Origin of the sequence: Marinobacter suaedae (assembly GCF_030519635.1) — a bacterium.
Taxonomy (GTDB): Bacteria; Pseudomonadota; Gammaproteobacteria; order Pseudomonadales; family Oleiphilaceae; genus Marinobacter; species Marinobacter suaedae.
The window spans coordinates 399,009-423,452 of record NZ_JAUMIS010000002.1 but is presented as its reverse complement, the minus strand read 5'-3'; the positions used below and the strand labels follow the sequence as shown (position 1 = coordinate 423,452).

The following is a 24,444-nucleotide window of genomic DNA, read 5'->3' as shown; positions in this document are numbered from 1 at the left end:
GAATGAGTCCTAGTACAGCGACATAATGTCTGAAGCAACCAACTGGTCCGCAGGCTCGTCTAGGGCAACCTGCCCATCCTGGATGCCAACTATCCGGTTGCAGTACTTCATTGCCATGTTTACATCGTGCATGGCGATAACACTGGTGTTGAAGCGGTCTGTCAGCAATTGCATGACAAGATGTGCCATGGGGCCGTCCAGTGCAGAAATGGGCTCATCAGCAAGTAAAACGGGGGCGTTGCGATACAGGGCTCTGGCGATGGCCACACGTTGGCGCTGTCCGCCAGATAACGATGCTGTGGGTATCCAGAGTTTCTCTGACATTCTCAGAGCGTCCAGCAGTTCCAGAACCTGTTTTCGATCCTGTTTGAACGGTCTTACAAGCGTGACGGTGTTGTACCAGGTGGCATGCTTGTCCAGCTGGCCCATAAACACGTTATGGAAAACCGGAAGCGCATTCACCAGGCCCAGGTCCTGGGGTACCAGAGACGACTCCCGATCCACCCTCTGGTGGATGAGCCGGATCAACGTGGATTTTCCTGCCCCGCTTTTTCCAACGAGAGCGACCTGATCTCCTTCCTTAACGTTGAGGGTGAGGGGGCCGATAACCCGCTCACCCCCAAAAGAGGCCGTCAGGCCTGAGAGATCAAAGCCTGCCATCAATCAATGATTCCGATTTCTTTTGCTACGCTGCGAATCGGCTCATAGTCATCGTTTGAAGCGGGAATAAAGGCAGAGCGTGGGAAGCTCTCAAGCAACTCAGGGTCATCGAGTGCAAGAAGGGCCTCACGGACCCGGTCGGTAAATCCTTCGCCGTAGTTTTCATCCACGTCGCCACGGATGCTCCACTGGTAATTGGGGAAACCAGGTGTTTTCCAGATGACCTTCACCGCGTCGGTATCAATGTTTCCATCCTCGAGCTCTTTTTCCCAGACCGCGAAGTTCATTGCGCCCACTTCATAGGTACCGGACTCGACCAGGCGAAGGGTGCGAGTATGGTTGCCGCTGTAGCCGACCCGGGAAAAGACCTCCTCGGGTGCCTCTCCAAAGGTTTCCCGGATATGGTACTCAGGAATCAATCGGCCAGACGTCGAGCCTTTTGATCCGAAGGTGAAGGTCTTGCCTCGAACGTCTTCTGGCAGGCTGTCTTCACGCTCCAGGCCAGTGCTCGAATGGGCAACAAAATAGACATAAAAGGCCTGGTCTTCAGTACCTTGCGCGATTGCCTGCGAACCGGGTACGAGTGATCTCGCCTGAACTCCCGACAAGCCACCGAACCACGCCAGTTGGACCTGATTGTTACGGAACGCCGAAACGGCTGCGGCATAGGATTTGACCGGGATGTACCTGACGTCGGCATCGAGCTCCTCGGACAGGTAGTTCGCAATACCCTCGAAGCGTTCGACCAGTTTGGTTTCATCCTCATCCGGAATGGCTGTAAAAACAAACGTTTCAGCGGAGGCGGTGTTGAAGGCAAGGGTGAGGGCGACCGACGAAAGCAACGTCCTTATTGGCTTAAAAGTCATTTGAATTCCCTGTGTTAGGTGTGGATGGATCAAAAACAACCATAGCGCAAGACATCCCGGCCCGCATAGGATACCTTGATTAAATACGACTCTGAACAGCTATACGGGGCTCGTCTGCCATTGGCTCAACCCCAGCCATTTCAGAGATTTGCATTGAACTGTGAGATGAGGGTTTGATGGACATCATCGTGATCACGCCAGCGCCGCCTGGCTCGCGGGCGGGTAATCGGGCCACGGCTGAACGCTGGACCCGGCTCCTTCAATGCGCAGGCCACAACGTGAGGATAGCCACTGATTACAACGGGGAGCGCTGTGATGTGTGTATCGCCCTGCATGCCTGGCGGAGCCACGACGCGATACAAGTCCTCCGGCGCATGAGGCCCGAAGTGCCGCTGATTCTGGCCCTGACCGGAACCGACATTTATCACCATCAGCACGAATTTCCGATTCCCTCAAGGGCATCGATGGCAGCCTCGGACGTACTTATTGGCCTGCATCATCTCGTTTACCAGGACATCCCCGAACCATTCAGGTCGAAGCTGGTCACTGTCTACCAGTCTGCAGACAAAATTGAACGATCGAAAGCGCCAGTTACGAACGGGCACTTCACAGCCTGCGTCCTCGGACACCTCCGGGACGAAAAGGATTCGCTGAGGGCTGCGAAGGCCGCAAGGTTGTTACCTTCGGCATCCCAGGTTCAGATTCTGTGTGCCGGGAAACCCCACAACAAAGCATGGCAGGCCGACGCCGAAGGCGAGATGCAAGCGAATCCGCGCTTTCGCTGGCTTGGGGAGCTGGGACGAAACGAAACGGCAGACCTGTTAAGGACCGCAGATATCATGGTCATCAGTTCCGTGATGGAAGGTGGTGCCAATGTGGTGTCGGAGGCGTGTCGCGCTGGCTTGCCGATCCTCGCCTCTGATATCCCTGGCAACCGGGGCCTGCTCGGGGACGGCTATGAGGGCTACTTTGCTCCGAAGGATGAACGTGCTCTGGCACAGCTTCTAGAGCGCGCGGAAAACGACCCCGCGTACCTGCAGCGGCTGACCGAGCAGGTGGCGCAGGTGTCCCCAACATTTACCCCCGAGCGAGAACAGGCAGGCTTGCTGCAGGCGCTGGACGTCGCTGTCCGGCGCCGCAAAGCCCTCGGCGAGTAAACCCACTGCAGTTCGATTTATTCCCGGAGGGTAATCGGCTCGAGAGGACCTTCCGGGTCCTGGGGGAGAACGCGGCCGATAATGGCGGTGTGGGGGTAGCCCAAGGCCCGCAGTTCCCGCACACAAGCCTCCGCCTGATCCGCCGCTACACTGGCCAGAAGTCCGCCTGCTGTTTGCGGGTCGAAAACCAGTGGATAGCGGGGGTGTTTCACCCATTTCTCCTGATCCCGGATACCCCGGCGCAGCCGGATATTGGCAGGCTGAAGGGAGCTGAGAATGCCTGCAGCAGCGGTTTCCTCTGCGCCCGGAAGGATGGGCAGGGATGACAGGTTCAGTTCCGCATCCACTCCAGACGGCCGGGTCATTTCAATCAGGTGTCCCAACAGTCCAAACCCGGTTACGTCGGTACACGCCCGAGACCCATAACGCTGAAGGCATTCTGCGGCCGCCTTGTTGGAGTGCATCATGGAGGCAAGCGCACTGTCGATCCAGCGGCCTTTGGCGGCCAGCCGCATGTGGGCTGCAAACAGGGTACCGGTTCCGAGCGGTTTGGTGAGTATCAGTGCATCCCCGGCCTGAAGTCCGCCCTTGCTCATGACCTTTTCCGGGTCGATCAGGCCGTTGACGGCAAAGCCCAGAGCCAGCTCCTTGCCTTCACCGGTATGGCCGCCAACCAGCGCACAGCCGGCTTCGTTAAGAACCTCCACCGCGCCGGACATCATCTGAAAAACCACGTCCTTCACTTTTGATTCTATGCCGTAAGGTACGGTTGCCACGGCCGTCGCGCTCTGGGCCTCAGCCCCCATGGCGAATACGTCGCCAAGACTGTGATTGGCTGCCACGCGACCAAAGACATAAGGGTCGTCGATAAAAGCCCTGAAAAAATCGACGGTGTGCACAACGGCCTTGCCGGGCGGGACGTTCAGAACGGCGGCATCATCCGGCGCATGAAGCCCAACGAGGATATCGTCCCGTTCGATGGGACGAAGCTCACCGAGGGCTTGCGAGAGCACGGTACTCCCGACCTTGGCGCCGCAACCGCCACAACGCATGGCCACGGCCGAGATGGCCTGGGAGGCTTCTTCGGGGTTCTGGGCAGCCGAGGTGTCGGGCAAGGCAGTGTCTTCCGCCATCCTGGGGAGATCGTTGAACTTCTTCATGAACCGGCGATCGATCGAGTCCTTCCAGCGCCATACCAAGCGTCCGTGCAACTCGGTGTCCCCCCGGGAGGCAACCGCGAACTTATCGCCCGTACTGATCAACGCGAGCCATTTTTTCTGGGGCCTGAATGGCTTGGGTGCTTTACCCAGCGCCAGTCGCTTGAGATTTTCGGCCAAAGGAGGGCCCTGGCGTACGGCGAAAACACCGGCCTTTTCTCGGGGGTGGTTAATGACATTGGCAATGTCACCCACCGCAAAGATGTTGTCATCGTTTTCAGTCTGAAGGGTATCGCGGACCCGGATAAACAGACCTTCATCCAGAGCAAGGCCGGTGCTCTCGAGCCAATGCGGGCCAGAGGCACGGGTTACCCAGAGCACCTCATCCACCTGCAGTGTTTCGCCGGAACCGGTTACCAGTACGCCCTCCGACAGGCGTTCAACCGGGGACCCGAGATGGGTTTTTATCCCACGTTCTGACAGTGTTCGCTCAAACACCGCACGTACTTTCGGATTGTGGGTGGGTAATATTTCCTGGTTGGCGTCGAAGAGGTGGAAGTGCAATTCGGCCGGATCCTTGCCCCTTTGACGCAGTTCCTGCCTCAGCCGGAACTGCATCGCCAGAGTCAGCTCCACCCCTCCGGCGCCTGCGCCCACAACCGCCACGGTCAGCGGCCCGTCGTGATTTTCGATTCGGGACAGGAGGCTCAGCCACCGGTTGTTAAAGCCGGTGATGGGCTTCACGGGAACTGCATGCTCCGAAGCGCCCTCAACATCCTGAACCCGGGGCGACGAACCGATGTTGATCGAAAGGATGTCGTAGGGGACGTCCGGCCGGTTTTTGCAGATGACCAGCTGTTGGTCCCGGTCGATACCAATGGCTTCATCCCGGTAAAAGCGAGCGCCGGCGTATTCCGCAAGCCGGCTCAGATCAATATGAACGTCATCGTATGTGTAATGGCCCGCCACGTAGCCGGGCAACATTCCGGAATAGGGCGTATGGGTGTCCCGGCAGATGAGGGTGAGACGCACGCCGGGAACCGGGTTCATGGCGAACCGCTTCAGAACACCGACGTGACTGTGCCCACCGCCTACCAGGACAATATCCCGCAGGACAGGTTGGTCGGCTGTACGCATCAGAGCAGTTTCTTGGCTTCAGCACCGAACTGGTCAAAACCTTTTACGCTGGAAAATGCCTGAAGTTTTTCCTGATCTGCCGCGCTCGGATTCGCAATCTGCTCAATGGAGGTGATACCTGCATCCTTCATTTTCTTGGCGGTGGCAGGGCCAATCCCCTTGATGGCCGTCAGATCGCTCTTGTTGACTGGTTTGGACTTGGCGGCCGCTGGCTTGGCTGGTGCTTTACTCCGCGCAGGCTTCTTGGCGGGGGCAGGTTTCTTCGGCGAAGCTGCCGGCTTACCCTTGGCCTGCTTGGTGGCCTTCTTCGCTGCGGACTCAAGTTCCTTTTTCCCGGCTTTGGCTTTCTTCTCTGCCTTTTTCGAGGCGACACCGAAGCGTTCCATGATCGCGTCCTGCATCTCCCGGAACTCATTCAGGCGCCGGTCGAATTCTTCGTAGACCCGCTTCATTTCCCGTTCACGAAGTTCTTCCGCTTCTTTCAGCAGTTTGCGCACTGGCTCCTGCACTTGCTGTTGCAGGGTATCAAATTGCTTGAGGGCGTCATTAAACAGGTCCTCGATCTGGGATGAGGCTTTCTCGAATTCCTTGTTGACCTTGTTAACGACCTTGTCGACGCTCGGCTTGGCTTTCTTGCCCATTCAGAGTCTCCTTGCACATGAGAAAGTTATGATTAAGAGAGGTTCAGGCTGATTGACGCACACCCGACACCGATCCGGGCGAACGCCTGGATTTAAGAGATTGCTTCTTGGAAAGTACGTCGCGAATACGGCGGAGCTTTTCGGAGGTCGGCGAGCTATCGTCCGTAACAGGTCCTGAAAAATCAATTGAATAGAAGAAATTGCTACAGTGCTTTCTTTTTTCGGTGATCAGGCCCGTGATGCCTTCTGCACGAATCTCGTCAAACGGCATATCCATGACCAGATCAAGCACAAGGGTATCGCCCGGATTGAATATCTTGTCTGTTTTCATCACGCATCCATACGAATCTAGGCTATACACGCCGGCCTCCACCAGTTCCTTACGGAAGAAGCCTTGCTTTATCTGGAATCGTGCGATGAGGTCTGGTAGAGGTTCGCTCATGAATATTGATCTCTGGTGATATCCCTATCGACTACAGCCTAACGCCGGGGGCATTCGGGCGAGCTTGCCTAAACAATAGCCATTGAAGACATGTTTGGCAATTTCTTCAGTAGCCTAGCGCGGCGCCCTCAGGCGATTTGTTACCTGAGGGCGCCGGTGCCTGGTGACTGACTTATTTCTTCAGCAGTTCGTACAGATCAACCCGCCGGTCCTTGAGGTTGGTTACTGAGCCTTCGGCCCGGACCAGTTTGAGCTTCTCCAGATCCATGTCAGAGAACATAATCATTTCCGTGTTCGGGGTCGTTTCTGCCATGACTGCATCGTGGGGGAAGGCGAAGTCCGAGGGCGAGAAAACGGAGGACTGGGCGTACTGAACATCCAGATTTTCTACCTTGGGCAGGTTGCCCACGCTGCCGGTAATGACCACATAGCACTCGTTTTCGATGGCCCGGGCCTGGGCGCACTGACGGACACGAAGGTAACCGTTTTTAGTGTCTGTCCAGAAGGGCACCATGATGATGTCGACACCCTGGCTGGCTGCGATGCGCCCCAGTTCGGGAAACTCGATGTCGTAGCAAATCATGATCGCCACCCGGCCTGCGTCGCTTTCGAATACCTGGAAGTCGTTACCACCCTCGATAACCCAGTCCCGGCGTTCATGGGGCGTGATGTGGATCTTGCGTTGCTCATCAACCCGGCCATCCCGATGGCAGAGATAGGAGACGTTGTAGAGACGCTCGTCCTCCAGCAGGGGCATGGAGCCGGTGATGATATTGATGTTGTGACTCACCGCCATTTCGGACATTTGCTCCCGGAACTGATCGGTGAAACCAGCGAGGAAGCGAATGGCGCGGGTCTGGTCCATCTGGTCCGTCAGCCCCATGAGCGGCGCGTTGAAGAATTCCGGAAACAGGGCGAAGTCGCTCTTGTAGTCGGAAAGTGCGTCCACGAAGTACTCGACCTGCTTAAGCACTTCTTCGACCGAGCTGAATTCACGCATTTGCCACTGAACAGCGCCCAATCGCACCTGTGTTTTTTTGGTGTCCAGTACCGCCGATGGTGGGGTGTAAAGTATATTCCGCCATTCCAACAGTGTGGCGTAGCCAAGGGATTTCTTATCCTCCGGCAGATACTTGTGCATGAGCCGGGTAACCTGGAAATCGTTTGAGAGCTGGAATGTCAGGATAGGATCGTAGATTTCCTTCCGATCGACCCGTTGGATGTATTCGGCTGGCGTATATTGATCCGAGTACTTGTAGTAATTCGGGATTCTCCCACCAGCCAGAATCGCCCGCAGATTCATTGAGCGACACAATTCCTTCCGAGCCTCGTAAAGCCTTCGCCCGAGACGATAGCCCCGGTATTTGGGATGGATAAAGACATCCAGTCCGTACAGGGAATCGCCTTTCGGGTTATGCAGGATTTTCTCGTTGCGCAGGATGAGGTCATCGTAGGTGTGGGGGTTACTGAAACGCTCGTATTTGACGCACACCGTCAGGGCTACCGCAATGAGCTGCCCGCTGTCTTCAATGCAGATCTGGCCATCGGGGAACTGTTCAACCAGTGCTTTTATCGTGTCCTTCGGCCAGGCACCACCGATGTCATCGTAGATGCTGTCCATCAGTGCCCGAAGCTGGTCGTAGTCCTCTACGGCAAGGTTGCGTAAGTTGAGGTGAAGCTCTTCATGCGCCATTCGTTACAGCTCCCGTGTCCGCTTTTGGGTGGATGGTTGAAAGCTACTTTTCTCATAGGCCAGAAAAGTCTAACAGACAAGCCTGGAGACTTCGCCCGATTGAGAAACAGGAGCCTGGGCGTAAGCACTAAAAGGCGTATCGTAAAGGTTATCGTGTGGCACTGTACGCGAGGAACACACGGTTGCCGCCTTTTTCAAATGACCTTATTCTGCCCACACGCCACAGCTCCAGCTGAGCACATAAGATCGATAGACGGGAATAACGTGATGGCCATGATTGACTCTTTTATTGAAACCACTGGCAAGTGGATTGTAAAAACCGATGCCAGTGCAACCCTCGCGAGCCCCTTAGCCTGGGTGCGAAAGACCGGCAGCTATGCTGCGGTTAACAAACTGATCGGCACACTTATCCCGTTTGCTACCCGTAACCGCTTCAGCGTGGAGGAGTTGGGACCGGGCTATGTTCGAGCGAAGATCCGTCTCAAAGGCAACAAAAACCATTTTGGCAGCCTGTACGCCGGTGCCTACTTCGTGGTGGCGGAAATACCGGGAGGCGTGCTTACCCTTTTCGATCTTGGTCCTGCCTACACACCCATTCTCAAGGAAATGACTCTTCAGTTTCTGAAGCCCGCCAATTCCGATGTGACGGTGGAGTTCTCCCTGCCACCCGAGACCTTGCAGTCCATCCTGTCCGACGCCGATGCGACGGGCAGGGCCAAATTTACGCTGGAAGGGCACATGCACGATGAGCAGGGCAACCACGTGGCCACCTCGGTGGCTCACTATCGGGTCAAAAAGAAAGGCTTCAGTCCGGCGGATTGAGAGTAGGCCTCACCAGACTCAGCTGGATTGAGTCTCTTTCAGGGCTTCTAGGAATGCTGCTCCGTACTTTTCAAGCTTGGCAGCCCCGACACCCTGGACGTCCGCCATTGCCTCCAGTGAGCTTGGCTTCCGTTCCAGCATTTCCAGCAAGGTGGCGTCGTGGAAGATGACGTAGGGCGGCACCCCTTGCTGCTCGGCAAGTGATTTCCGGCACGCCCGCAGCGCTTCCCAGCCTGTTTGGTCGGAGATTGAATCCAGGGCCGCGGAACGACGGGAGGAGGCCGCCCGGTAACGGACTTTTTTCAACACCGGATCTTTGCGCAGCCTGATGGCCTGCTCGCCTTTGAGAAGCGGTCGGCATTGCTCGGTCAGCTGGAGGGAGCCGAAGCCTTCCGGGTCGGCCCTCAGGAAACCGTTGGCTACCAGTTGGCGGAAGACCGATTTCCAGTCGTTGGCGGACAAGTCGGTACCGATTCCGAAGGTGGAAATGGCGTGATGGCCCGACTGTCGAAGGCGTTCGTTGTCTGAACCGCGCAGTACATCGATCAGGTAGGTGACACCGTATCGCTGGCCGGTGCGGTACACGCATGACAGGGCCTTTTGTACCGCGACGGTACCATCCCAGGTTTCGGGAGGGGTCAGGCAGGTATCGCAGTTGCCGCAGGGCTCTTCCAGTTGGTCGCCAAAATAACTCAGCAGAACCTGTCGGCGGCACTTCGTGACCTCGCAGAGACCCAGCATCGCATCCAGTTTCTGGCGCTCAACCCGCTTGAAATGATCATTGCCCTGTGAGGCCTCGAGCATCTGCCGGAGCTTGATGACGTCCTGCAATCCGTAAACCATCCACGCGGTGGAGGGTTTGCCATCACGTCCTGCGCGACCGGTTTCCTGGTAGTAGGCTTCAAGGCTTTTCGGTAGATCAAGGTGGGCGACAAACCGTACATCGGGCTTGTCGATACCCATGCCGAAGGCAATGGTCGCCACGATGATGATGCCGTCTTCCCGCAGAAACCGGTCTTGATGGTGCGCGCGATCTTCTGGCGACAGGCCGGCGTGGTAGGGCAGCGCGGTAAACCCCTGATCGGTAAGCAGGCGCGCGGTTGCCTCCACTTTGTTGCGGGATAGGCAGTAGACAATGCCGCAGTCGCCTTCATGTTCCGCTTTGATGAAGTCCAATAACTGTTTGTTGGCGTTTGTTTTTGCGGTAATCCGGTACTGAATGTTCGGGCGATCGAATCCGCTCACGAAGTGCCGGGCTTCGTTCAGCGACAGGCGCTCTGCAATTTCCGTTCGGGTTCGTTCGTCTGCGGTCGCTGTCAGGGCAATGCGTGGGACATCCGGGAACTCTTCGGCCAGCAGGCCGAGCTGAAGGTAGTCTGACCGGAAATCATGCCCCCACTGGGACACACAGTGGGCCTCGTCGATCGCAAACAGGGAGAGCGTGGCCTTGTGCAACAAATCCAGTGTCCGGGGCTGGGTCAGCCGCTCCGGAGCGCAGTAAAGCAAATCCAGTTCGCCGGTCAGTAGCGCCTGTTCAGTGGCGCGTGCCTGTTCAAAGTCCATGGTGGAGTTGAGGAAGGCGGCCTTCACGCCAAGCTCTTCCAGGGCAGCCACCTGATCCTGCATCAGCGCAATCAACGGAGAGATGACGATCGCCGTGCCGGGCCGGACGAGCGCCGGGACCTGGTAGCAGAGGGATTTTCCGCCGCCGGTGGGCATCAGCACCAGAGCATCCCTGCCGGCTACGACCTCGGCTATGATGTCGCCCTGTAGTGGGCGAAATGCCTCATAACCAAACACATCCCTGAGCACTTTTTCCGGATCAGACCTCAGTGGTGAAGGACGCTGATCAGAAAGCTGTTCAAAGGGCGTGTGATATTGCATATGGTAACCAAGGGTGCGGCCAGTTTCCGGGCGTGGATAATCTCTGCTGTGAGCCATCGCGGGTGCGACGGCGACGAATCATACCAGAATTGACCACTACCGACTTACGGAGCATCTTCACGGAGAGACAAAAATGCCCGGGAAAGGCTACAATACGGGCCATTTTGCGCGTGGCAACTGAGCGACGCGCGAGTGCTTTTTCGGTAAGCGACTAACAATAACAGGGTTTGCATGCAGGAATTTGACGCCATCCGCCCCTATTCTGACGAGGAGGCGGGGCCCGCCATCCAGCGCCTGATCAGTGATTCCGGCTTCCTGGACATGATCGGACGATTCAAGGCACCGACATTTGCACGCTTGGCGCCAGCGGTATTGAGGATTTTTACCCGTCGCTGGCTGTCCAGTCATTTCGGTCATTTCAGACGGGTTGACGACCTTCAGGTGGCTCTTGCGAAATACGTGGACGAGCTGGTCCATGGAACCACCAGCCGCGTGACCGTAAGCGGCCTGGAGAATCTCAGCAAGAATTCTGCGCATTTGTTCATTTCCAACCACCGGGATATTGTGTTTGACCCGATGGTGGTCAACTACCTTCTTTATCAAAACGGCTTTCACACCACTCGTATCGCCATTGGCGACAACCTGCTGTCCAACCGCGTGTTTGCGGAAATGATGCGACTGAACAAGAGCTTTGTGGTCCGCCGTGGCGTCAGCAGCCCGCGGGAGATGCGGGACGCCTACCTGACACTCTCTGGCTTTATCAACCACAGCATTGATACCAATCACAGCATCTGGATTGCCCAGAGAGAAGGACGGGCCAAGGATGGGCTGGATCTTACGGATCCGGCCATTATCAAGATGTTCTACATGAGCAAAAAGAAAAGCGGGCAGTCTTTTGCTGACGCCATGAACCGTCTTCACATTGTTCCTGTTTCCATTGCCTATGAATACGATCCGTGCGATGCAGATAAGGCGCGCACTCTGGAAATCCGGGCGAGAACCGGCAGCTATACCAAAGCTGAAGGGGAAGACACCGAACAGATTATGAAAGGGCTCACCGGTTACAAGGGGCACGTGCATGTGCATTTTGGCAGCCCCATCCAGGATTCGCCGGACACGCCGAAGGAACTTGCCGCACGCATCGATCGTGAAATGCACGCCAATTACCACCTGCATCCGTCCAATCTGGTGGCGTACCAGAAGCGGGGAATTCATCCGCAGACACACGAAACGCCGGGCAAGGTCAGCGAGGAGGTGGTAACGGCAGACGCGTGGTCCCCGGCCGATATGGAGGCCGCCCAAGCGGAAATGGAGCGTCGGATCGAGGCTGCGGACCCGGCCATTCAGCCCTATCTCCTGGACATGTATGCCAACCCGGTAAGCAAGGCGCTGGTCGCAGCGGCCGGGATACACGAGACCAGTTAAACGCACTTGAAACCCGATTTTGGAGACGTTTGATGTCAGCACTTGAGTATCTTGAAATCGAAACGGCTCCGGAGCCTACCGTTTCGGTCATCTGGCTTCATGGGCTGGGTGCAAGCGGGCACGACTTTGAGCCTGTGATTCCGGAGCTGGGATTGCCGGACGGGGCGGCTGTTCGGTTTATTTTTCCCCATGCACCAGCTATTCCGGTGACCGTGAATGGCGGAATGGTGATGCCCGCCTGGTACGATATCAAGGCCATGGATATCGACCGGGTTATCGACACCGAGCAATTACTCGCTTCGGCAGAAGCGGTTGGCGAACTGGTGAATCGTGAAATTGATCGGGGCATTCCCGCCAGCAAGATTGTGATTGCCGGATTTTCCCAGGGTGGGGCGGTGGCCTATCAGGTCGCACTGACATTCCCGGAGCGGCTGGCAGGTGTTCTGGGCCTTTCCACCTATTTTGCCACCGCGAAAAGCATCCAGCCGTCTGACGCGAACTGCAATATCCCGATCAACGTCTATCACGGCACCTTTGACCCGGTGGTCCCTGAGTCACTTGGCGTTAAGGCGGTAGAGACGTTTAAGGCGATGGGGTTCGAGCCGGAATACAAAACCTATCCCATGGAGCACAGTGTGTGCCTTGAGGAAGTGCAGGATATTGGACGATTTATCCGGAGTCATGCACTGCTCGCGTAAGTCCTCCGCCGCAGCAATTTGCAGAATTCCCCGACACTCCAGCCGGGCATCAAAAGGCTTGGCAGCCACTTTAACGAAGATTAAGATGACGAGAGTGTGTTTTTTGATCAGTATCGGGCTGTGCGATAAAGAGGCAGGCAACGACTGCCGACAAAAATAGCGGTATAAGCGTTACTTGTCAGTACACAGGGGGAACACATGGAGCACCGGCTCAGCAAGCGCGTACCGGGCAGGCTCGGATCACTGTTGTATAAGCGGGGAATGCCCGTGGCAACTGGGCAGATTCGGGATGCCTCCAGAAGTGGCCTTTTCCTGGCTACGGAGTACGCTGGAGCCGATATTGATGAAACCGTCGAGCTGGAATTCAGGTTTCCCAAGCGGGACGAGCGGTCTTTTCGGCGCCTTGTGGCCCGGGTGGTGCGAAAAACAGACAAGGGACTTGGTGTAGAATTTGAGAGTGCCGGCAACGACACTTTTACCATTTCCTACCTGCTCAAATGGCTCCAGCAGCACCACTTACCCAGCGCCTACTTTTCCGTCCTGCGCCAGCATTTCAACTGACCTTCGGACCTGCCTTTGCCGGAGGATACTGTGCCTATCTAGCTACGCCAGAATGTGGGTGAAAGCACGATAATTACGCTCAGTATTTCCAGTCGCCCCATCAGCATACCAACGGACAGCACCCATTTGGCTGCATCGGGCAGGGGGCCGAAGTTGCCGGCGGGGCCAATGATGTCACCCAGTCCCGGACCCACGTTCGTTAGCGAAGACAGTGCGCCGGACAATGCGGTCACAAAGTCCAGCTGCATGGCGGCGAGCGCGACGGTGATCAGCAGCAGACACAACAGGAAGATGAACGTGTAGGCGATCATGGACGAGATGATTTCATCGCTGACCGTTCGGCCGTTGTAGTTGCGCGTCAAAACCGCGCGCGGGTGAAGCAGGCGCATGAACTGCTCGCGCAGAACAATCAGCGACAACTGGAAGCGAAAAATCTTCATGCCACCGGCGGTGGAGCCGGAACATCCTCCGACAAACATCAGGAAGAAGAACATAACGAACGCCAATGGGCCCCAGGCCGAATAATCCTCGGACGCGTAACCTGTGGTGGTCACAATCGATGTGATGTTGAACAGGGTGGCTGCGTAGTTGTGCAGAGGGTCAAACGGTACCGGCGAGACAGCCCACCGGTAAAGTGTCATGGCTGCCGGTACCACCATAAGAATCGTCAGGAATAGTCGTACCTGCTGATCCCGGAACAGGACCCCGCGCTGGCCATGCATTTCCCGTACGAACAGGAAGAATGGCAGGCTACCTATCACCATGAAGAGCGTGGCTTCCATGAGGATCAAATCACTGAATTTCCCCATTGACTGGTCAGACGTGGAGAAGCCCCCGGTGGCGATACTGGTAAGTCCGTGGTTGAACGCATCAAACAGGGTCATGCCAGAGAGCCAGTAGGTAACCACCGCTATCACGGAAAACAGAACGTAGACGAAAAGAAGGCCCCGGCTGAGGGTTTTCATTCGTGGAAGGGCCTTGTCCGTCCACTCCGAGGATTCGGTGGCGAAGAGTCGCATACCTCCCACCCGCAACAGTGGCAGCACGGCAACGAACATGCCGATGATCCCGATACCTCCGATCCACTGCAGGATTGAGCGCCAGAGAAGTAGATCCCGGTCCATGGAGTCCAGCCCGCTCAGCACTGTGGCCCCGGTGGTTGTGATACCGGACGTACCTTCGAAAAACGCATCGGCTGCGGATATTCCGGCGTCGCTGAGGTAGAACGGCAGGGAGGAAAACAGGGCGATAATGAACCAGCTGGAGACCGTCAGTACGAACATGTATCTGGGCTTGAGGTCCCTCGACTGGCGATAGGTGCTGACGATGCCGAGGACACCCAACCCACAAACGATGGCCGCAGATTCGACGAAAGCCAGAGAGTTCGGGGCTCCCGAGCCAAGCAGCAGGAATACGGGCAAGGTCATGAAAATGCTGAGCAGCACGAACATGACGCTAAGTATAAAAATGACGGGATTCAGGTTTTTCAAGGAACGCTCAAGCCAGCCGCAACGAGAGACGGCGTCAGAATACCTGTGGGTGCGTGGATCCGCAAGGAAGCCGCTCCCGGAATCGGGAGATAAACCTCTCATTAGATGAGCAAAATTTCATCGCCAGCCCGGCAAACAAGGCTGGAATTCCATCCTGGCTTGGTGCAACGTACATTGTGGCAGTAAATCCTCTTCAGCGGAGATCACGCCATGAACGGTTCTCGGTTTTTCGTTATCGCCTTGGTCGGCGGCCTTCTGGCCAGCCAGGCAAACGCTCAGGACATATACAAGTCCGGAGGTGGAAGTGTTTTTGCCGGGCTCAACTACACCTTTGTGGGTCTGGATGTTGGCTCTGCCGATGCCGATGTGGGCACCTTGTCAGGCAAGGCCGGTGCAATGCTTACCCCTTTTATTGGCTTTGAGGCCCGGGCCGGTTTCGGGGTGGATGACGATCGGGTTGGGCTGTTCGATTATTCCCTCGACAACTTCTACGGTGCCTATGGCACCTTCCAGATGGCCAACGAATCGCCATTAACGCCTTATGCCGCCATCGGCTTTACGCGGGTGGAAATAGAGGCGGATGGGCCGCTGGGCACCTCGACCGAAGATGAAAGCGACGTATCCTACGGTGTCGGGCTCAATGTGGATTTCGCCTCTTACTTATCCGGAAACCTGGAGTATATGCGTTATTATGACGATAACGATGTAACCGTGGACGGATTGGGGCTTGGATTTCAGTTCAGTTTCTGAGGCCGGTTCGTCCGTCTGGAGCGAGCGTGAACCATCTGGCCCACTTGTTTTTGGCCCCGGACTCGCCGGAGGCGCGGGTCGGTAGCATTCTCGGTGATTTTGCTCAGGGCATCGATCTGGCGGGGCTGCCGGACGAGGTCCACCGGGGCGTTCGCCACCATCTGAGGGTGGACGCCTATACGGACCAGCATACCGAAGTGCGGGCGAGCAAACGCTGCTTTTCGCCAATGCGACGACGGTTCGCCGGCATTGCTCTGGACGTGCTGTACGATCACTTTCTGTTAAGACACTGGCAATGTTTCAGTGAGGACGATCCTGATAGCTTTATTGCCCGCGTGTATCGTGAGCTGGAATCTCACGGGGAAGTGATGCCAGCGTCCATGCGCGCCGTTACCGAACGAATGGTCAGACAGGATTGGTTCGGTGCGTATCGGGATCTGGATCGCATAGGTTATGCACTGGATCGGATTTCGGAGCGTATACGTTTCCCGAACCGTTTCAGTGGAGTGATTGAAGAAATCAAGGCAAACGAGACGGAGCTTGAGTCACGATTTCTCATTTTTTTCCCTGAATTACAACGTATTGCAGGAGAATTTGAATGAAAGTTCTGGCTATTCTGTCATCATTGCTTCTGGGCACTGCCCCGATGGCGTATGTGCACGCCGAGGAAAGCAAGCAGTCTCCAGAGCGCATCCCCGAAACCCTCGGTTTCGTCGAGTGGGTGGTCATGAATGATACAGGCGTGCGGCTGAAGGCCCGCCTGGACACGGGCGCCAAGACCTCCTCCCTCCACGCCACCAATGTAGAGGAATTCACCCGCAACGACGAAAAGTGGGTTCGCTTTCAGCTACCCCTTGGAGATCATGAAGATCAGCCAACCAAGGGAAAAATCGAGCATGATGAAGTGGTGCTTGAATTCGAGCGGCCGATTCACCGAACCATTCGAATCAAGCGCAAGGGCGCAGAATCTCAGCGGCGCCATGTCGTTCGGATGGACTTCTGCATTGCAGGAACCATTCATGAAACCCAGTTTTCGTTGACCGACAGGGGCAACTTTTCCTACCCGGTGCTGCTGGGTCGTCGTTTCATGCGGGATGACAATATCCTGACGGATTCCGCCAATAGCTTCATCGCACAGAAAGAGTGCGAATACAGCACGCTTGAAGAGATAGCGAAGCTGGACATCGAGGAAGCCGAAGTCAAAGTGCAGTAAAACGCTAGAAGGACACGGATGGCAACGTCAAATGCCGGCGAGGCCGTCCGGTGTCCGTTTCTCCAAATTCCCGGGCATCCAGCATTTCCAGGATATCGTCCAATTCCCTCCCAATCAGGGCCGCGTTACGAATCATGGCGAGTCGTGGCCACGTGCTGCGCTTTCCCGCCAGAATAAGGCGCTCAATCTCCTCATCGGTGTGATAACTGAACAACACGTTGCGCCATAGGAAATGCTTCTTGTCCAGGATGATGTTTACATCGCCGGTATAGGTCTGTGTAAGAACGCCGTGGGCGAGCAGGACGGCAGGACTGATAAAAGATGCCCCGAAACGGGTGAGATATTTTTCCAGTTGGGCCAGCAAGTCAGCGGCACCGTCGACCATCAGCCCGCCCGCGAGGGCGCGCAGCGCGGACGGCGACCGGATTTTGGGATCGCTGACGAACGGCACAGCTATGGGGTTGATCATACTAACCACGTAGTGATTCACACCAAACAGCCGGGACAATCGCTTGGCTGGTAGATCTTCTGCAAACGAACCATCCACCCATTTGCGGGTTGGCAAATAGGGTTTGGGTCGGCCGTTTGCACCCTTGGCATACAGCGTGACGGGAGGCACGACGCCGGGAATGCTCCCTGAAGCATCAATGGCGGAGCGGATATAGACGTTAGGCGAGGTAATGGCGTTCATCAGCCTCGAATTCTGATGCTTTTCCGCTGGCGCGATGGAGATATTGATGTAGCGCCCGGTGTGCTCGTATGCTTCCTGAAAGGTCATATCATTATCAATGCCATCCATCGCACTCTGCTTTACGGTCAGCGGTGTCACTCCCGGCTCCATGCCCGCCAGTACTTTCAACGGGTTCAGCAGCACTGGCATCTCATAGCGATAGCGCTCGAGTATCCCGGATTTCAATTCTTCATCGGTGTACTTGGTCAGAAGTGCCGATACCCAGGCACCGGCACTGGCGCCCGAAATGACATGAGGCAGAAGGTCGTGATCGATGAGTGTCTGGACAACACCGTGATGAAAATAAATCAGGCCGGCTCCGCCACTCAGCATCAGGGAGGACCGGCCGTAGCAATGACTGGCCCGACGGAAGAAGTCGACCTTTTGCTGGATTGAGATCTTACGGGCGGGCGCGTTTGCCAAAACCCGCAATGCTTCAGCAATGGCACTGACATAATCATCGATGACCTGCTTGGTGCCGGTCAGCGCATAATTGTAGAGGATCGGGCGACCCATCCCGCTCATATTGCCATGGATGCCTTCATTGAGGACGTACAGCAGCTCTTCGTGGTTATTCTCGTTCAGGAGGGTTCGCAGCTGTTCGTAGCGGGCGCGAATATCGCAGTAGTCGTAGTACTCGGATTCGTCTTTCTGGCGCCATCTTTCTGCGCCGGAAAGCTTATCGATCGAAACGGCCGCTTCATGCCATTGCTCATAGCTGGTGGCCGCCTGAATGGTGCGCTGTAATTCCTGCCGGTAGAAACCGCTTGGCATTCTCAGGGAGATCATGGGCGCGTCCCGAGTGATCCCTCATCAGCGGGACAGCAGTATCCACAGTGAGGCTGTCTGGTTGCGTGGTTCTTACTGTACGCCACGGGCCTTGTTCGCCCATTGAGTATGTCAGTGGATCAGCATTCCTGCCAGTTCCCGCCCGGCTGCGGGGAACCGTTGGTTGGAACTGCTATTCAGCCGGGCCTCGAGGTGCGAATTCGCTGCGGATATGAATGTCTCGTTGTGGAAACGGGATTTCGATGTCATTTGCCCGAAGGATCCTGGTAATCGCAGAATGCAGCTCGTGTGACAGGGGCATCAGATCAAGGATGTCACGAACAAACGCCCGTATTTCAAAATCAATGCTGCTTTCGCCCAGCTGCACGCAAAATACGGCGGGTGCAGGGTCGTCTACCACCCGCTCATTCTCAACGGCCACCTGCTGCAAAAGGTCCTGCACCTTGTCCACATCCGAACCATAGGCAACACCGACCCGGACAATAAGACGGGTGATGGGATCGGAAAGGGTCCAGTTGGTCAGGTCCTGGGTAACAAAGGTTTTGTTGGGAATGATTTGTTCCTTTCGGTCCCAGTCGACGAGCGTGGTGGCACGGATTCGAATTCGCGAGACGGTGCCGGTAATTCCGCCGATTGAGACCGTATCGCCCACCCGTATAGGGCGCTCGAATAGCAAGATGATGCCTGACACAAAATTGGCCACGATTTCCTGCAAACCAAAACCCAGCCCCACACCAAGGGCCGCCACCAGCCACTGGAGTTTCGACCACTGAAAACCGAGTCCCGCCAGGGATGCGGCAATGCCGATGAAGACGATGATGTAGGTGGCCAGGGTGGTGATGGCGTATCCCACCCCTGGCTCAAGGTTCATCCGGCTCAACATGGTAACTTCAAGGGTTCCGGGAAGGTTTCGTGCCGCCAGGAAAGTGCCCACGCCAATTCCCAGCGCCAGCATCACGTCCCAGAGATTGATGGGGATCGGGGGCTCACCCTCGGCACCGGTTTGAATGGTCCAGAGGGTGACCTCATCAAAGATCTTGAGGGCAGGGAAAATGTTTTCCCACAGCATAAAGAGCCCAACGCCCGCGAGGATCACGGAGACGATCTTCAGCAGGGCTTCACTCTGCTGGCTGATGTCGTGAATGTCGCGCCGTGGCGACTCCAGCATCGGCGGGAGGGCGTCACCCGATATTTCTGCCGCCTCCCTGTGTTCGGCGTGCTTGCGCTCGGCCTCCCGCTGCTCAATCGCCTGCTTCAGGGCAATGCGCCGTTCGCGAACCGCCAGCCCCCGCAATCCCAGGTAATGAACGAGGATGACCAGGGCAACCCAGCAAATGCTGATAAAAATCAGGCCCTCAAACTGTACTGCCGTGTAGTGGTATCCCCACAGTGACACGACGGTGAGGATCAGCGGCGTTGCCACCGACGCGATGTGAACCAGCATCAGCGTTCGGCTACCTGGCTGGTCTTTGCGCACGGCTGACATGAACTTTTGAGCGAAATAGGCAAGCGCAATGGAGGCAATGGCGAACAGGAGTCGCCCCAAACTGTCGCTATACGGAGAGCCCTTGGTGGTGTTCATGGTCGGCATAATGATGAGAATCGGGATCAGTACGGCAAGCAGCACAGGAATGTACTTGCGCAGGGCGGTGAGGGTGTTTTTGTTCCACTGGAAGTGACGCTCTCCGAGCCCCTTGCTGTAAGCGACCGTGTAGACTCCCCGCAGAAGCAAAGCCGAGATGGCCGCATTGAAAAAACCACGAGACAGCGCATTCAGGAAGCTGTTTCCACTTTCCAGTAACAGGTGAGCGAGGCCAAGTAATATCACACCGGGAAGTGCCAGCAGCAGACTCAGAAGCAGAGCCCAGAAAGTGAGTTGCCACCGGTCTTGTCGAACATTGCCAACCGGATGCCCCGAGGCAATGAGGGCGCCCCGGATTTTGCGGCGCCGCACCCACAGCCAGCCCAGGATAATGATGAAGAGAAAAATCAGCGGCCAGCGCTCCTCCATGGAGCGCTCGACAGCCCGCTTGATGGACTTCCATTTCAGGGAGGAAATAAACCAGGTGGCGCCGCGATACAGGTCACCCAGGTGACTTGAATCCACCGCTTCTGTGCTGGGCAGCCAGAAAAGGCGCTGCTGAAGCAACTCCTGGTATTGCTCCAGTCGGCGCAGGAGCTTGATGACCACGCTGTAGTATTCATTGAGCACTTCAATGTGTTTTGTGACCGTGGTGTGCAGCTGGCGAAGCAGCTGGGTCCGCTTAGCTTCCATTCTGCCCAGCGCTTCGTCATCCGGTTCGATAACTGCCTCGAATTCCTCCAGACGAAGCTGTTCCTCCCGGGCGGCGGAGAGCTGGGCGCTGATTCCCTGGGTAAGGCCGGACGCAATGGTCTGGCTGCGCAGCCGGTCCAGGCGCTGCCGAAGCAGGTTTGCGTAATCGTCGGTCAGGTTCAGACCTGCTTTTTCCAGCCTGAGCTCGAAACTCTCGTATTCGTTATCCAGTCGAGCCAGCAGTGACTCGGCAAAGGCCAGCCGCTGTTCACTCAGATCAAGTACGTGCTGGCGATTGTCGAGCGCCTCACGAAGCTTCTGAATCTGTTGTTGAATGTCGGCAGTTTGCGGGGTCGGCAGGGTACTGACGAGGGGCTCGTCTGGTGCCTCTATTTCAGGTTTAACCGGCTCAGGTTCTGGTTCGGGTTCTTCCTCTTCATCTACCTCTTCTTCGTCAGCCTCCTTGGCATCTTTGTCCTCTTTGTCCTCTCCGGTGTTTTCAGCCTTTTGGCCACTGTCCTCGGTCTCTTCCTCGCTTTCTTCAGCCGGCAGGAACTGCTCTGTTTCCGTCTGAACCGGAGGGAGCAGATCATCCAGTGCCGCCACCACGTCATCGGCATGGACGATCCCGGCCCAAAGGACCATGGCAAAACATGTCAGAAAGAGGTGGTGCCACTTCTTCACGGATAAAGCCCTCACGCTGGAACCCCTAAGTTTAGCCAGAAAAGGGTGCCTGGAAGCGCGTGCGTGGGTATCTGACAGCATTGTAATTGGCTGCCCAGGGCTGAAGAGCAGAGAGTTTAGGGGGCGGGCAGGCTCAGGATCCGCCCAGCGCTGCCTGCTCCATCTCGAGGAACACCCGATAGGCGTTGGCCCTGTTTGACGCGTCAAAGGCGGGAAGCCCTTCATAGCGGGACCAATCCGTCTGGGAGTAAGCTTCCTCGAACGGTAGCCAGCTTTCCACGGCTTCCCCCATTGCTTCTCGAACGTAAGACAAGTAGTTAAAGGTGAAATTCAGCGCCTCCATCGCATTTTCAGACGCAGCGCCATGGCCGGGAACCAAATACCGGGGCGATAACTCTCGGACCTGTTCGATGGCCTCCATCCAGTTCTCGGAATTCACTGTAGAGCTGGCAAGGTAGGGAATACGGCCACTCTGGATAATGTCGCCCGAGAACAATACCCCGGCCGGCTCAACCATCATCAGCGTGTCGTCCGGAGCATGGGCCGGGCCGGCGTGCACAATGCTGAAGCGGTAATCGCCCAATTCCAGGGAGACGTCGGATTCGAAGGTTTTGTCCGGAGCAATTAAGCGCGTGTCTTCATTCACCCAGGGTGAAAGGGCCTCTCGACGCTGACTCAAACGCTGTTGGGCGGCCAGGCTGTCTACGTACCCAGCTCCGCTTTCGTGCGCCAGAATCTGGGCATCCGACATTGTTTTGAATGCCTGCAGCCCGTAGACGTGGTCAGCATGGTAATGGCTGATGATCACATGGGAAATGGGCAAGTCGGTTTTGTCCTGAATGGCCTTGATCATCGCCGCACCAAGGCTCGGGGTGCCAAGCGCATCGAACACCACAACGCTTTCCCCGGTTACGACGAAACCGGCATTCGCTGTAAATCCCTCGTTCTGGCTATCAGGCACACCAGAAATCCCCTGGAAGTAATAGACACCGGCCCCACCCACTGGCTCGGCCTCAAACGGAATAGAGATGTCAGGAAAGCTTTCGGCAAGGGTTACTATCGATTGAGAGCCAAGCATCATCCCGGCAATCAATCTGACAACACCTTTCGCCACTGTGTGCTTTTCTCGTCTGGCCATATTTCCTCCTTAAAATCCCAGGCGCCATATGCCTACAGGGTAGTGGGCAATCCAGCTCCCTGACGAAAAAAGTGAACATTCATTCAGAAAATTTTTGCAGTCTCTGAAATGTTGTCTATAAATTAGGAGTATCCTTATAACTTTTACAACAAGACCGACATTCAGTCCTGAACTGATTGCGGCCGACTGCCTTAGGCATCGAAGGAGGACAACGCATGTTCGGCAAGCTTCGCCGGCTCAGTCTCGATGTGTCGAAAACGGCACTTGAAGAATCCCAGAAGTTACCATCGTCGGAGCGCCGACACTTTCTAAGGAATGGTCTTTTCACTGCCGGCGGCGCGATGGTTGGCGGCGCATTTGCCGGCCTGGCCCCAGGGGCACTCGCGAAAACCCAATACCCTCCCGAAAATCCATCCTGGACACTGTCCCTCGGCCCCGGCGTTGTTGCCGATCCTTATGGGATGCCGTCACCGTTTGAAAAAGAGGTGATTCGCCGGAATGTGCCGTGGCTTACTGCCGACAAGGTGTCGTCCATCAGTTTTACCCCGCTGCAGCACCTGAAGGGCATCATCACTCCAAATGGGCTGTTCTTCGAACGCCACCACGCGGGCCGCCCGGAGGTTGATCCCCAGCAACATCGCCTGATGATTCATGGGTTGGTCGATCGCCCCATCATTCTTTCGATGGAGGACCTTCAGCGTTTGCCCAGCGTGTCACAGATTAACTTTATTGAGTGTCCGGCCAACGGCGGCATGGAATGGCGGGGCGCGCAACTCAATTCACTTCAGTTTCTGCACGGTATGGTGAGCTGCGCCGAGTGGACCGGTGTGCGGCTGTCGACCTTGCTCCAGGAAGTCGGCATGAAGCTGGAAGGTAAGTGGGTGCTGGCCGAGGGCGCGGATGGCGCTGCCATGACCCGAAGCATCCCGATGGAGAAGGCGCTGGACGATGTGATCGTCGCCTACGCCCAGAATGGTGAGGCGTTGCGTAGGGAACAGGGGTACCCGATCCGGCTGGTCGTGCCAGGCTGGGAAGGCAACACCCATGTGAAGTGGTTGCGTCGTCTTGAAGTGGGCGACAAGCCCTGGATGCAGCGCGAGGAAACCTCCAAGTACACCGACCTGTTGGGTGATGGCACCGCCCGTGGCTTTACCTGGGTGATGGAGGCCAAGTCGGTCATTACTTCCCCTTGTCCGGAAATGCCGCTCAAGGAAAAGGGTGTTTATCAAATTGAAGGCCTGGCCTGGAGCGGTAAAGGCAAGGTCAAAGCGGTGGACGTGTCCGTCGATGGCGGCATGAACTGGCAGCAGGCACAGCTCAGGGAGCCGGTTTTGTCCAAGTCGCTGACCCGGTTTGTTCTGGAGTGGAAGTGGGACGGCAATCCCGCGCTCCTGCAATCACGAGTCATTGATGAGACCGGTTACGTGCAGCCAACTTTGGGACAGCTGCGCGAAGCCCGTGGCACGAATTCGATCTATCACAAGAACGCCATCCAGACCTGGAAAGTCAACGCAGACGGGAGTGTGGTCAATGTTCAGCTTTCGTAAGTGCTCCCTAAAACTAGCCCTGGTGTGCTCCGGAGCCCTCATGCTTCCGCTGGCGTCAAGCGCCGTTGCTGAATCAGCAGGCTATTACGGAGTCGGCGAGACCCCCACGGAAGAACAGATCGCCGCGTGGGATATCGATATCCGTCCCGATGGTACCGGCCTGCCAGAGGGCAGCGGCAGTGTGGATGAGGGCATGGCAGTTTATGAAACCTACTGCGCTTCCTGTCACGGTGCCTTCGGTGAAGGAATGGGGCGCTATCCGAAGCTGAGCGGAGGTGAGGGCACCCTGGCCGAAGACCGCCCTGAAAAGACCGTTGGCAGCTACTGGCCTTATGCGTCCACTCTTTGGGACTACATTCACCGGGCCATGCCGTTCTTTGCGCCCCAGTCCCTGACCGATGACCAGGTCTACGCGGTTACTGCCTACGTTCTGAACCTGAACTACATCGTCGACGGTGACTTTGTCGCCAACAAGGAAACGCTACCCAAGGTGGAAATGCCCAACAGCGGCAATTTTGTCTGGGAAGATCCTCGGCCGGACGTTGAGAACGAACGCTGCATGTCCGACTGCAAGGATGAGGTGAACGTAGCCGATTCCTCGGAAGGAAAAAACCTTACCCCCAGAACCACGGGCCCGCTTGATGAAGGGCTAGTCGAATAATAAACGGCATCGAAACACGCGCTT

The 24,444-nt window shown here is 56.4% G+C and carries 21 protein-coding genes; 10 read left to right on the top strand and 11 right to left on the bottom strand.

The genetic code is table 11. The features are described from left to right. Positions 1-9 precede the first annotated feature (9 nt). On the bottom strand, positions 10-660 hold the full coding sequence (locus QVZ43_RS10795) for an ATP-binding cassette domain-containing protein (RefSeq protein WP_302909941.1): 651 nt from the start codon (positions 658-660) through the stop codon (positions 10-12). Continuing rightward, a complete protein-coding gene (locus QVZ43_RS10790; protein WP_302909940.1) occupies positions 660-1,526 on the bottom strand; it encodes a putative selenate ABC transporter substrate-binding protein in 867 nt (288 codons plus the stop codon). Before QVZ43_RS10790 ends, QVZ43_RS10795 begins: the two co-directional genes overlap by 1 nt. A 176-nt stretch (positions 1,527-1,702) precedes the next feature. Between QVZ43_RS10790 and senB the strand changes: the two genes are divergently transcribed. Further along, the gene (gene senB / locus QVZ43_RS10785; protein WP_302909939.1) at positions 1,703-2,683 is read left to right on the top strand and encodes a selenoneine biosynthesis selenosugar synthase SenB; all 981 of its coding nucleotides are present in this window, start codon (positions 1,703-1,705) and stop codon (positions 2,681-2,683) included. Between the two features lie 17 nt (positions 2,684-2,700). Here senB and selD read toward each other — a convergent pair whose 3' ends face one another. The 4 genes from selD to QVZ43_RS10765 all read right to left on the bottom strand — a co-directional run bounded on the left by selD (position 2,701) and on the right by QVZ43_RS10765 (position 7,753). Beyond that, entirely contained in the window at positions 2,701-4,977 is a 2,277-nt protein-coding gene (gene selD / locus QVZ43_RS10780) for a selenide, water dikinase SelD (RefSeq protein ID WP_302909938.1), read from the bottom strand. Next, positions 4,977-5,618, bottom strand: coding sequence for a helix-hairpin-helix domain-containing protein (locus tag QVZ43_RS10775; RefSeq protein WP_302909937.1), 642 nt, complete (start codon positions 5,616-5,618; stop codon positions 4,977-4,979). Before QVZ43_RS10775 ends, selD begins: the two co-directional genes overlap by 1 nt. 43 nt (positions 5,619-5,661) lie before the next feature. Beyond that, a complete protein-coding gene (locus tag QVZ43_RS10770) occupies positions 5,662-6,060 on the bottom strand; it encodes a hypothetical protein (RefSeq protein WP_223793548.1) in 399 nt (132 codons plus the stop codon). A 172-nt stretch (positions 6,061-6,232) separates the two neighbouring features. After that, entirely contained in the window at positions 6,233-7,753 is a 1,521-nt protein-coding gene (locus tag QVZ43_RS10765) for a bifunctional GNAT family N-acetyltransferase/carbon-nitrogen hydrolase family protein (protein ID WP_223793549.1), read from the bottom strand. Positions 7,754-8,020: 267 nt separating this feature from the next. Here QVZ43_RS10765 and QVZ43_RS10760 point away from each other — a divergent pair, with 267 nt between their 5' ends. After that, the gene (locus tag QVZ43_RS10760; protein WP_223793550.1) at positions 8,021-8,575 is read left to right on the top strand and encodes a PaaI family thioesterase; all 555 of its coding nucleotides are present in this window, start codon (positions 8,021-8,023) and stop codon (positions 8,573-8,575) included. An 18-nt stretch (positions 8,576-8,593) separates the two neighbouring features. Here QVZ43_RS10760 and recQ read toward each other — a convergent pair whose 3' ends face one another. Beyond that, positions 8,594-10,459 carry a DNA helicase RecQ gene (recQ, locus tag QVZ43_RS10755; RefSeq protein WP_302910650.1) on the bottom strand — a complete coding sequence of 622 codons (1,866 nt, stop codon included), beginning with the start codon at positions 10,457-10,459 and terminating at the stop codon, positions 8,594-8,596. Positions 10,460-10,690: 231 nt separating this feature from the next. Here recQ and QVZ43_RS10750 point away from each other — a divergent pair, with 231 nt between their 5' ends. The 3 genes from QVZ43_RS10750 to QVZ43_RS10740 all read left to right on the top strand — a co-directional run bounded on the left by QVZ43_RS10750 (position 10,691) and on the right by QVZ43_RS10740 (position 13,143). Beyond that, complete coding sequence (locus tag QVZ43_RS10750; protein ID WP_302909936.1) at positions 10,691-11,884, top strand: lysophospholipid acyltransferase family protein; 1,194 nt, start codon at positions 10,691-10,693, stop codon at positions 11,882-11,884. Between the two features lie 32 nt (positions 11,885-11,916). Continuing rightward, a complete protein-coding gene (locus QVZ43_RS10745) occupies positions 11,917-12,582 on the top strand; it encodes an alpha/beta hydrolase (protein ID WP_223793553.1) in 666 nt (221 codons plus the stop codon). 198 nt (positions 12,583-12,780) lie between these two features. Beyond that, positions 12,781-13,143 carry a PilZ domain-containing protein gene (locus QVZ43_RS10740; RefSeq protein ID WP_302909935.1) on the top strand — a complete coding sequence of 121 codons (363 nt, stop codon included), beginning with the start codon at positions 12,781-12,783 and terminating at the stop codon, positions 13,141-13,143. A gap of 38 nt (positions 13,144-13,181) precedes the next feature. On the opposite strand, the gene QVZ43_RS10735 is transcribed toward QVZ43_RS10740, so the two are convergent. Beyond that, positions 13,182-14,594 (bottom strand): TrkH family potassium uptake protein, encoded by a 1,413-nt coding sequence (locus QVZ43_RS10735; protein WP_223793731.1) that lies wholly within the window; start codon positions 14,592-14,594, stop codon positions 13,182-13,184. 249 nt (positions 14,595-14,843) lie between these two features. Here QVZ43_RS10735 and QVZ43_RS10730 point away from each other — a divergent pair, with 249 nt between their 5' ends. Genes QVZ43_RS10730 through QVZ43_RS10720 form a run of 3 tightly spaced genes read left to right on the top strand, consistent with a single transcriptional unit; the run spans position 14,844 to position 16,596 of the window. Next, positions 14,844-15,383: an outer membrane beta-barrel protein gene (locus tag QVZ43_RS10730; protein WP_302909934.1), complete on the top strand. Its 540-nt coding sequence runs from the start codon at positions 14,844-14,846 to the stop codon at positions 15,381-15,383. Between the two features lie 26 nt (positions 15,384-15,409). After that, positions 15,410-15,985 carry an acyl carrier protein phosphodiesterase gene (locus QVZ43_RS10725; protein WP_302909933.1) on the top strand — a complete coding sequence of 192 codons (576 nt, stop codon included), beginning with the start codon at positions 15,410-15,412 and terminating at the stop codon, positions 15,983-15,985. 44 nt (positions 15,986-16,029) lie between these two features. Further along, positions 16,030-16,596 carry an ATP-dependent zinc protease family protein gene (locus tag QVZ43_RS10720; protein WP_411722656.1) on the top strand — a complete coding sequence of 189 codons (567 nt, stop codon included), beginning with the start codon at positions 16,030-16,032 and terminating at the stop codon, positions 16,594-16,596. A gap of 4 nt (positions 16,597-16,600) precedes the next feature. Here the strand turns inward: QVZ43_RS10720 and QVZ43_RS10715 are convergent, their stop codons facing one another. The 3 genes from QVZ43_RS10715 to QVZ43_RS10705 form a co-directional block, all read right to left on the bottom strand. Further along, the gene (locus tag QVZ43_RS10715) at positions 16,601-18,115 is read right to left on the bottom strand and encodes a DUF3336 domain-containing protein (RefSeq protein WP_302909932.1); all 1,515 of its coding nucleotides are present in this window, start codon (positions 18,113-18,115) and stop codon (positions 16,601-16,603) included. 172 nt (positions 18,116-18,287) lie between these two features. Continuing rightward, positions 18,288-21,035: a mechanosensitive ion channel domain-containing protein gene (locus QVZ43_RS10710; RefSeq protein ID WP_302909931.1), complete on the bottom strand. Its 2,748-nt coding sequence runs from the start codon at positions 21,033-21,035 to the stop codon at positions 18,288-18,290. Between the two features lie 172 nt (positions 21,036-21,207). Then, complete coding sequence (locus QVZ43_RS10705) at positions 21,208-22,212, bottom strand: MBL fold metallo-hydrolase (RefSeq protein ID WP_302909930.1); 1,005 nt, start codon at positions 22,210-22,212, stop codon at positions 21,208-21,210. 215 nt (positions 22,213-22,427) lie between these two features. Here QVZ43_RS10705 and soxC point away from each other — a divergent pair, with 215 nt between their 5' ends. Continuing rightward, positions 22,428-23,759 carry a sulfite dehydrogenase gene (gene soxC, locus QVZ43_RS10700; RefSeq protein ID WP_302909929.1) on the top strand — a complete coding sequence of 444 codons (1,332 nt, stop codon included), beginning with the start codon at positions 22,428-22,430 and terminating at the stop codon, positions 23,757-23,759. A gap of 40 nt (positions 23,760-23,799) precedes the next feature. Then, positions 23,800-24,420 (top strand): c-type cytochrome, encoded by a 621-nt coding sequence (locus QVZ43_RS10695; protein ID WP_223793562.1) that lies wholly within the window; start codon positions 23,800-23,802, stop codon positions 24,418-24,420. Positions 24,421-24,444 lie beyond the last annotated feature (24 nt).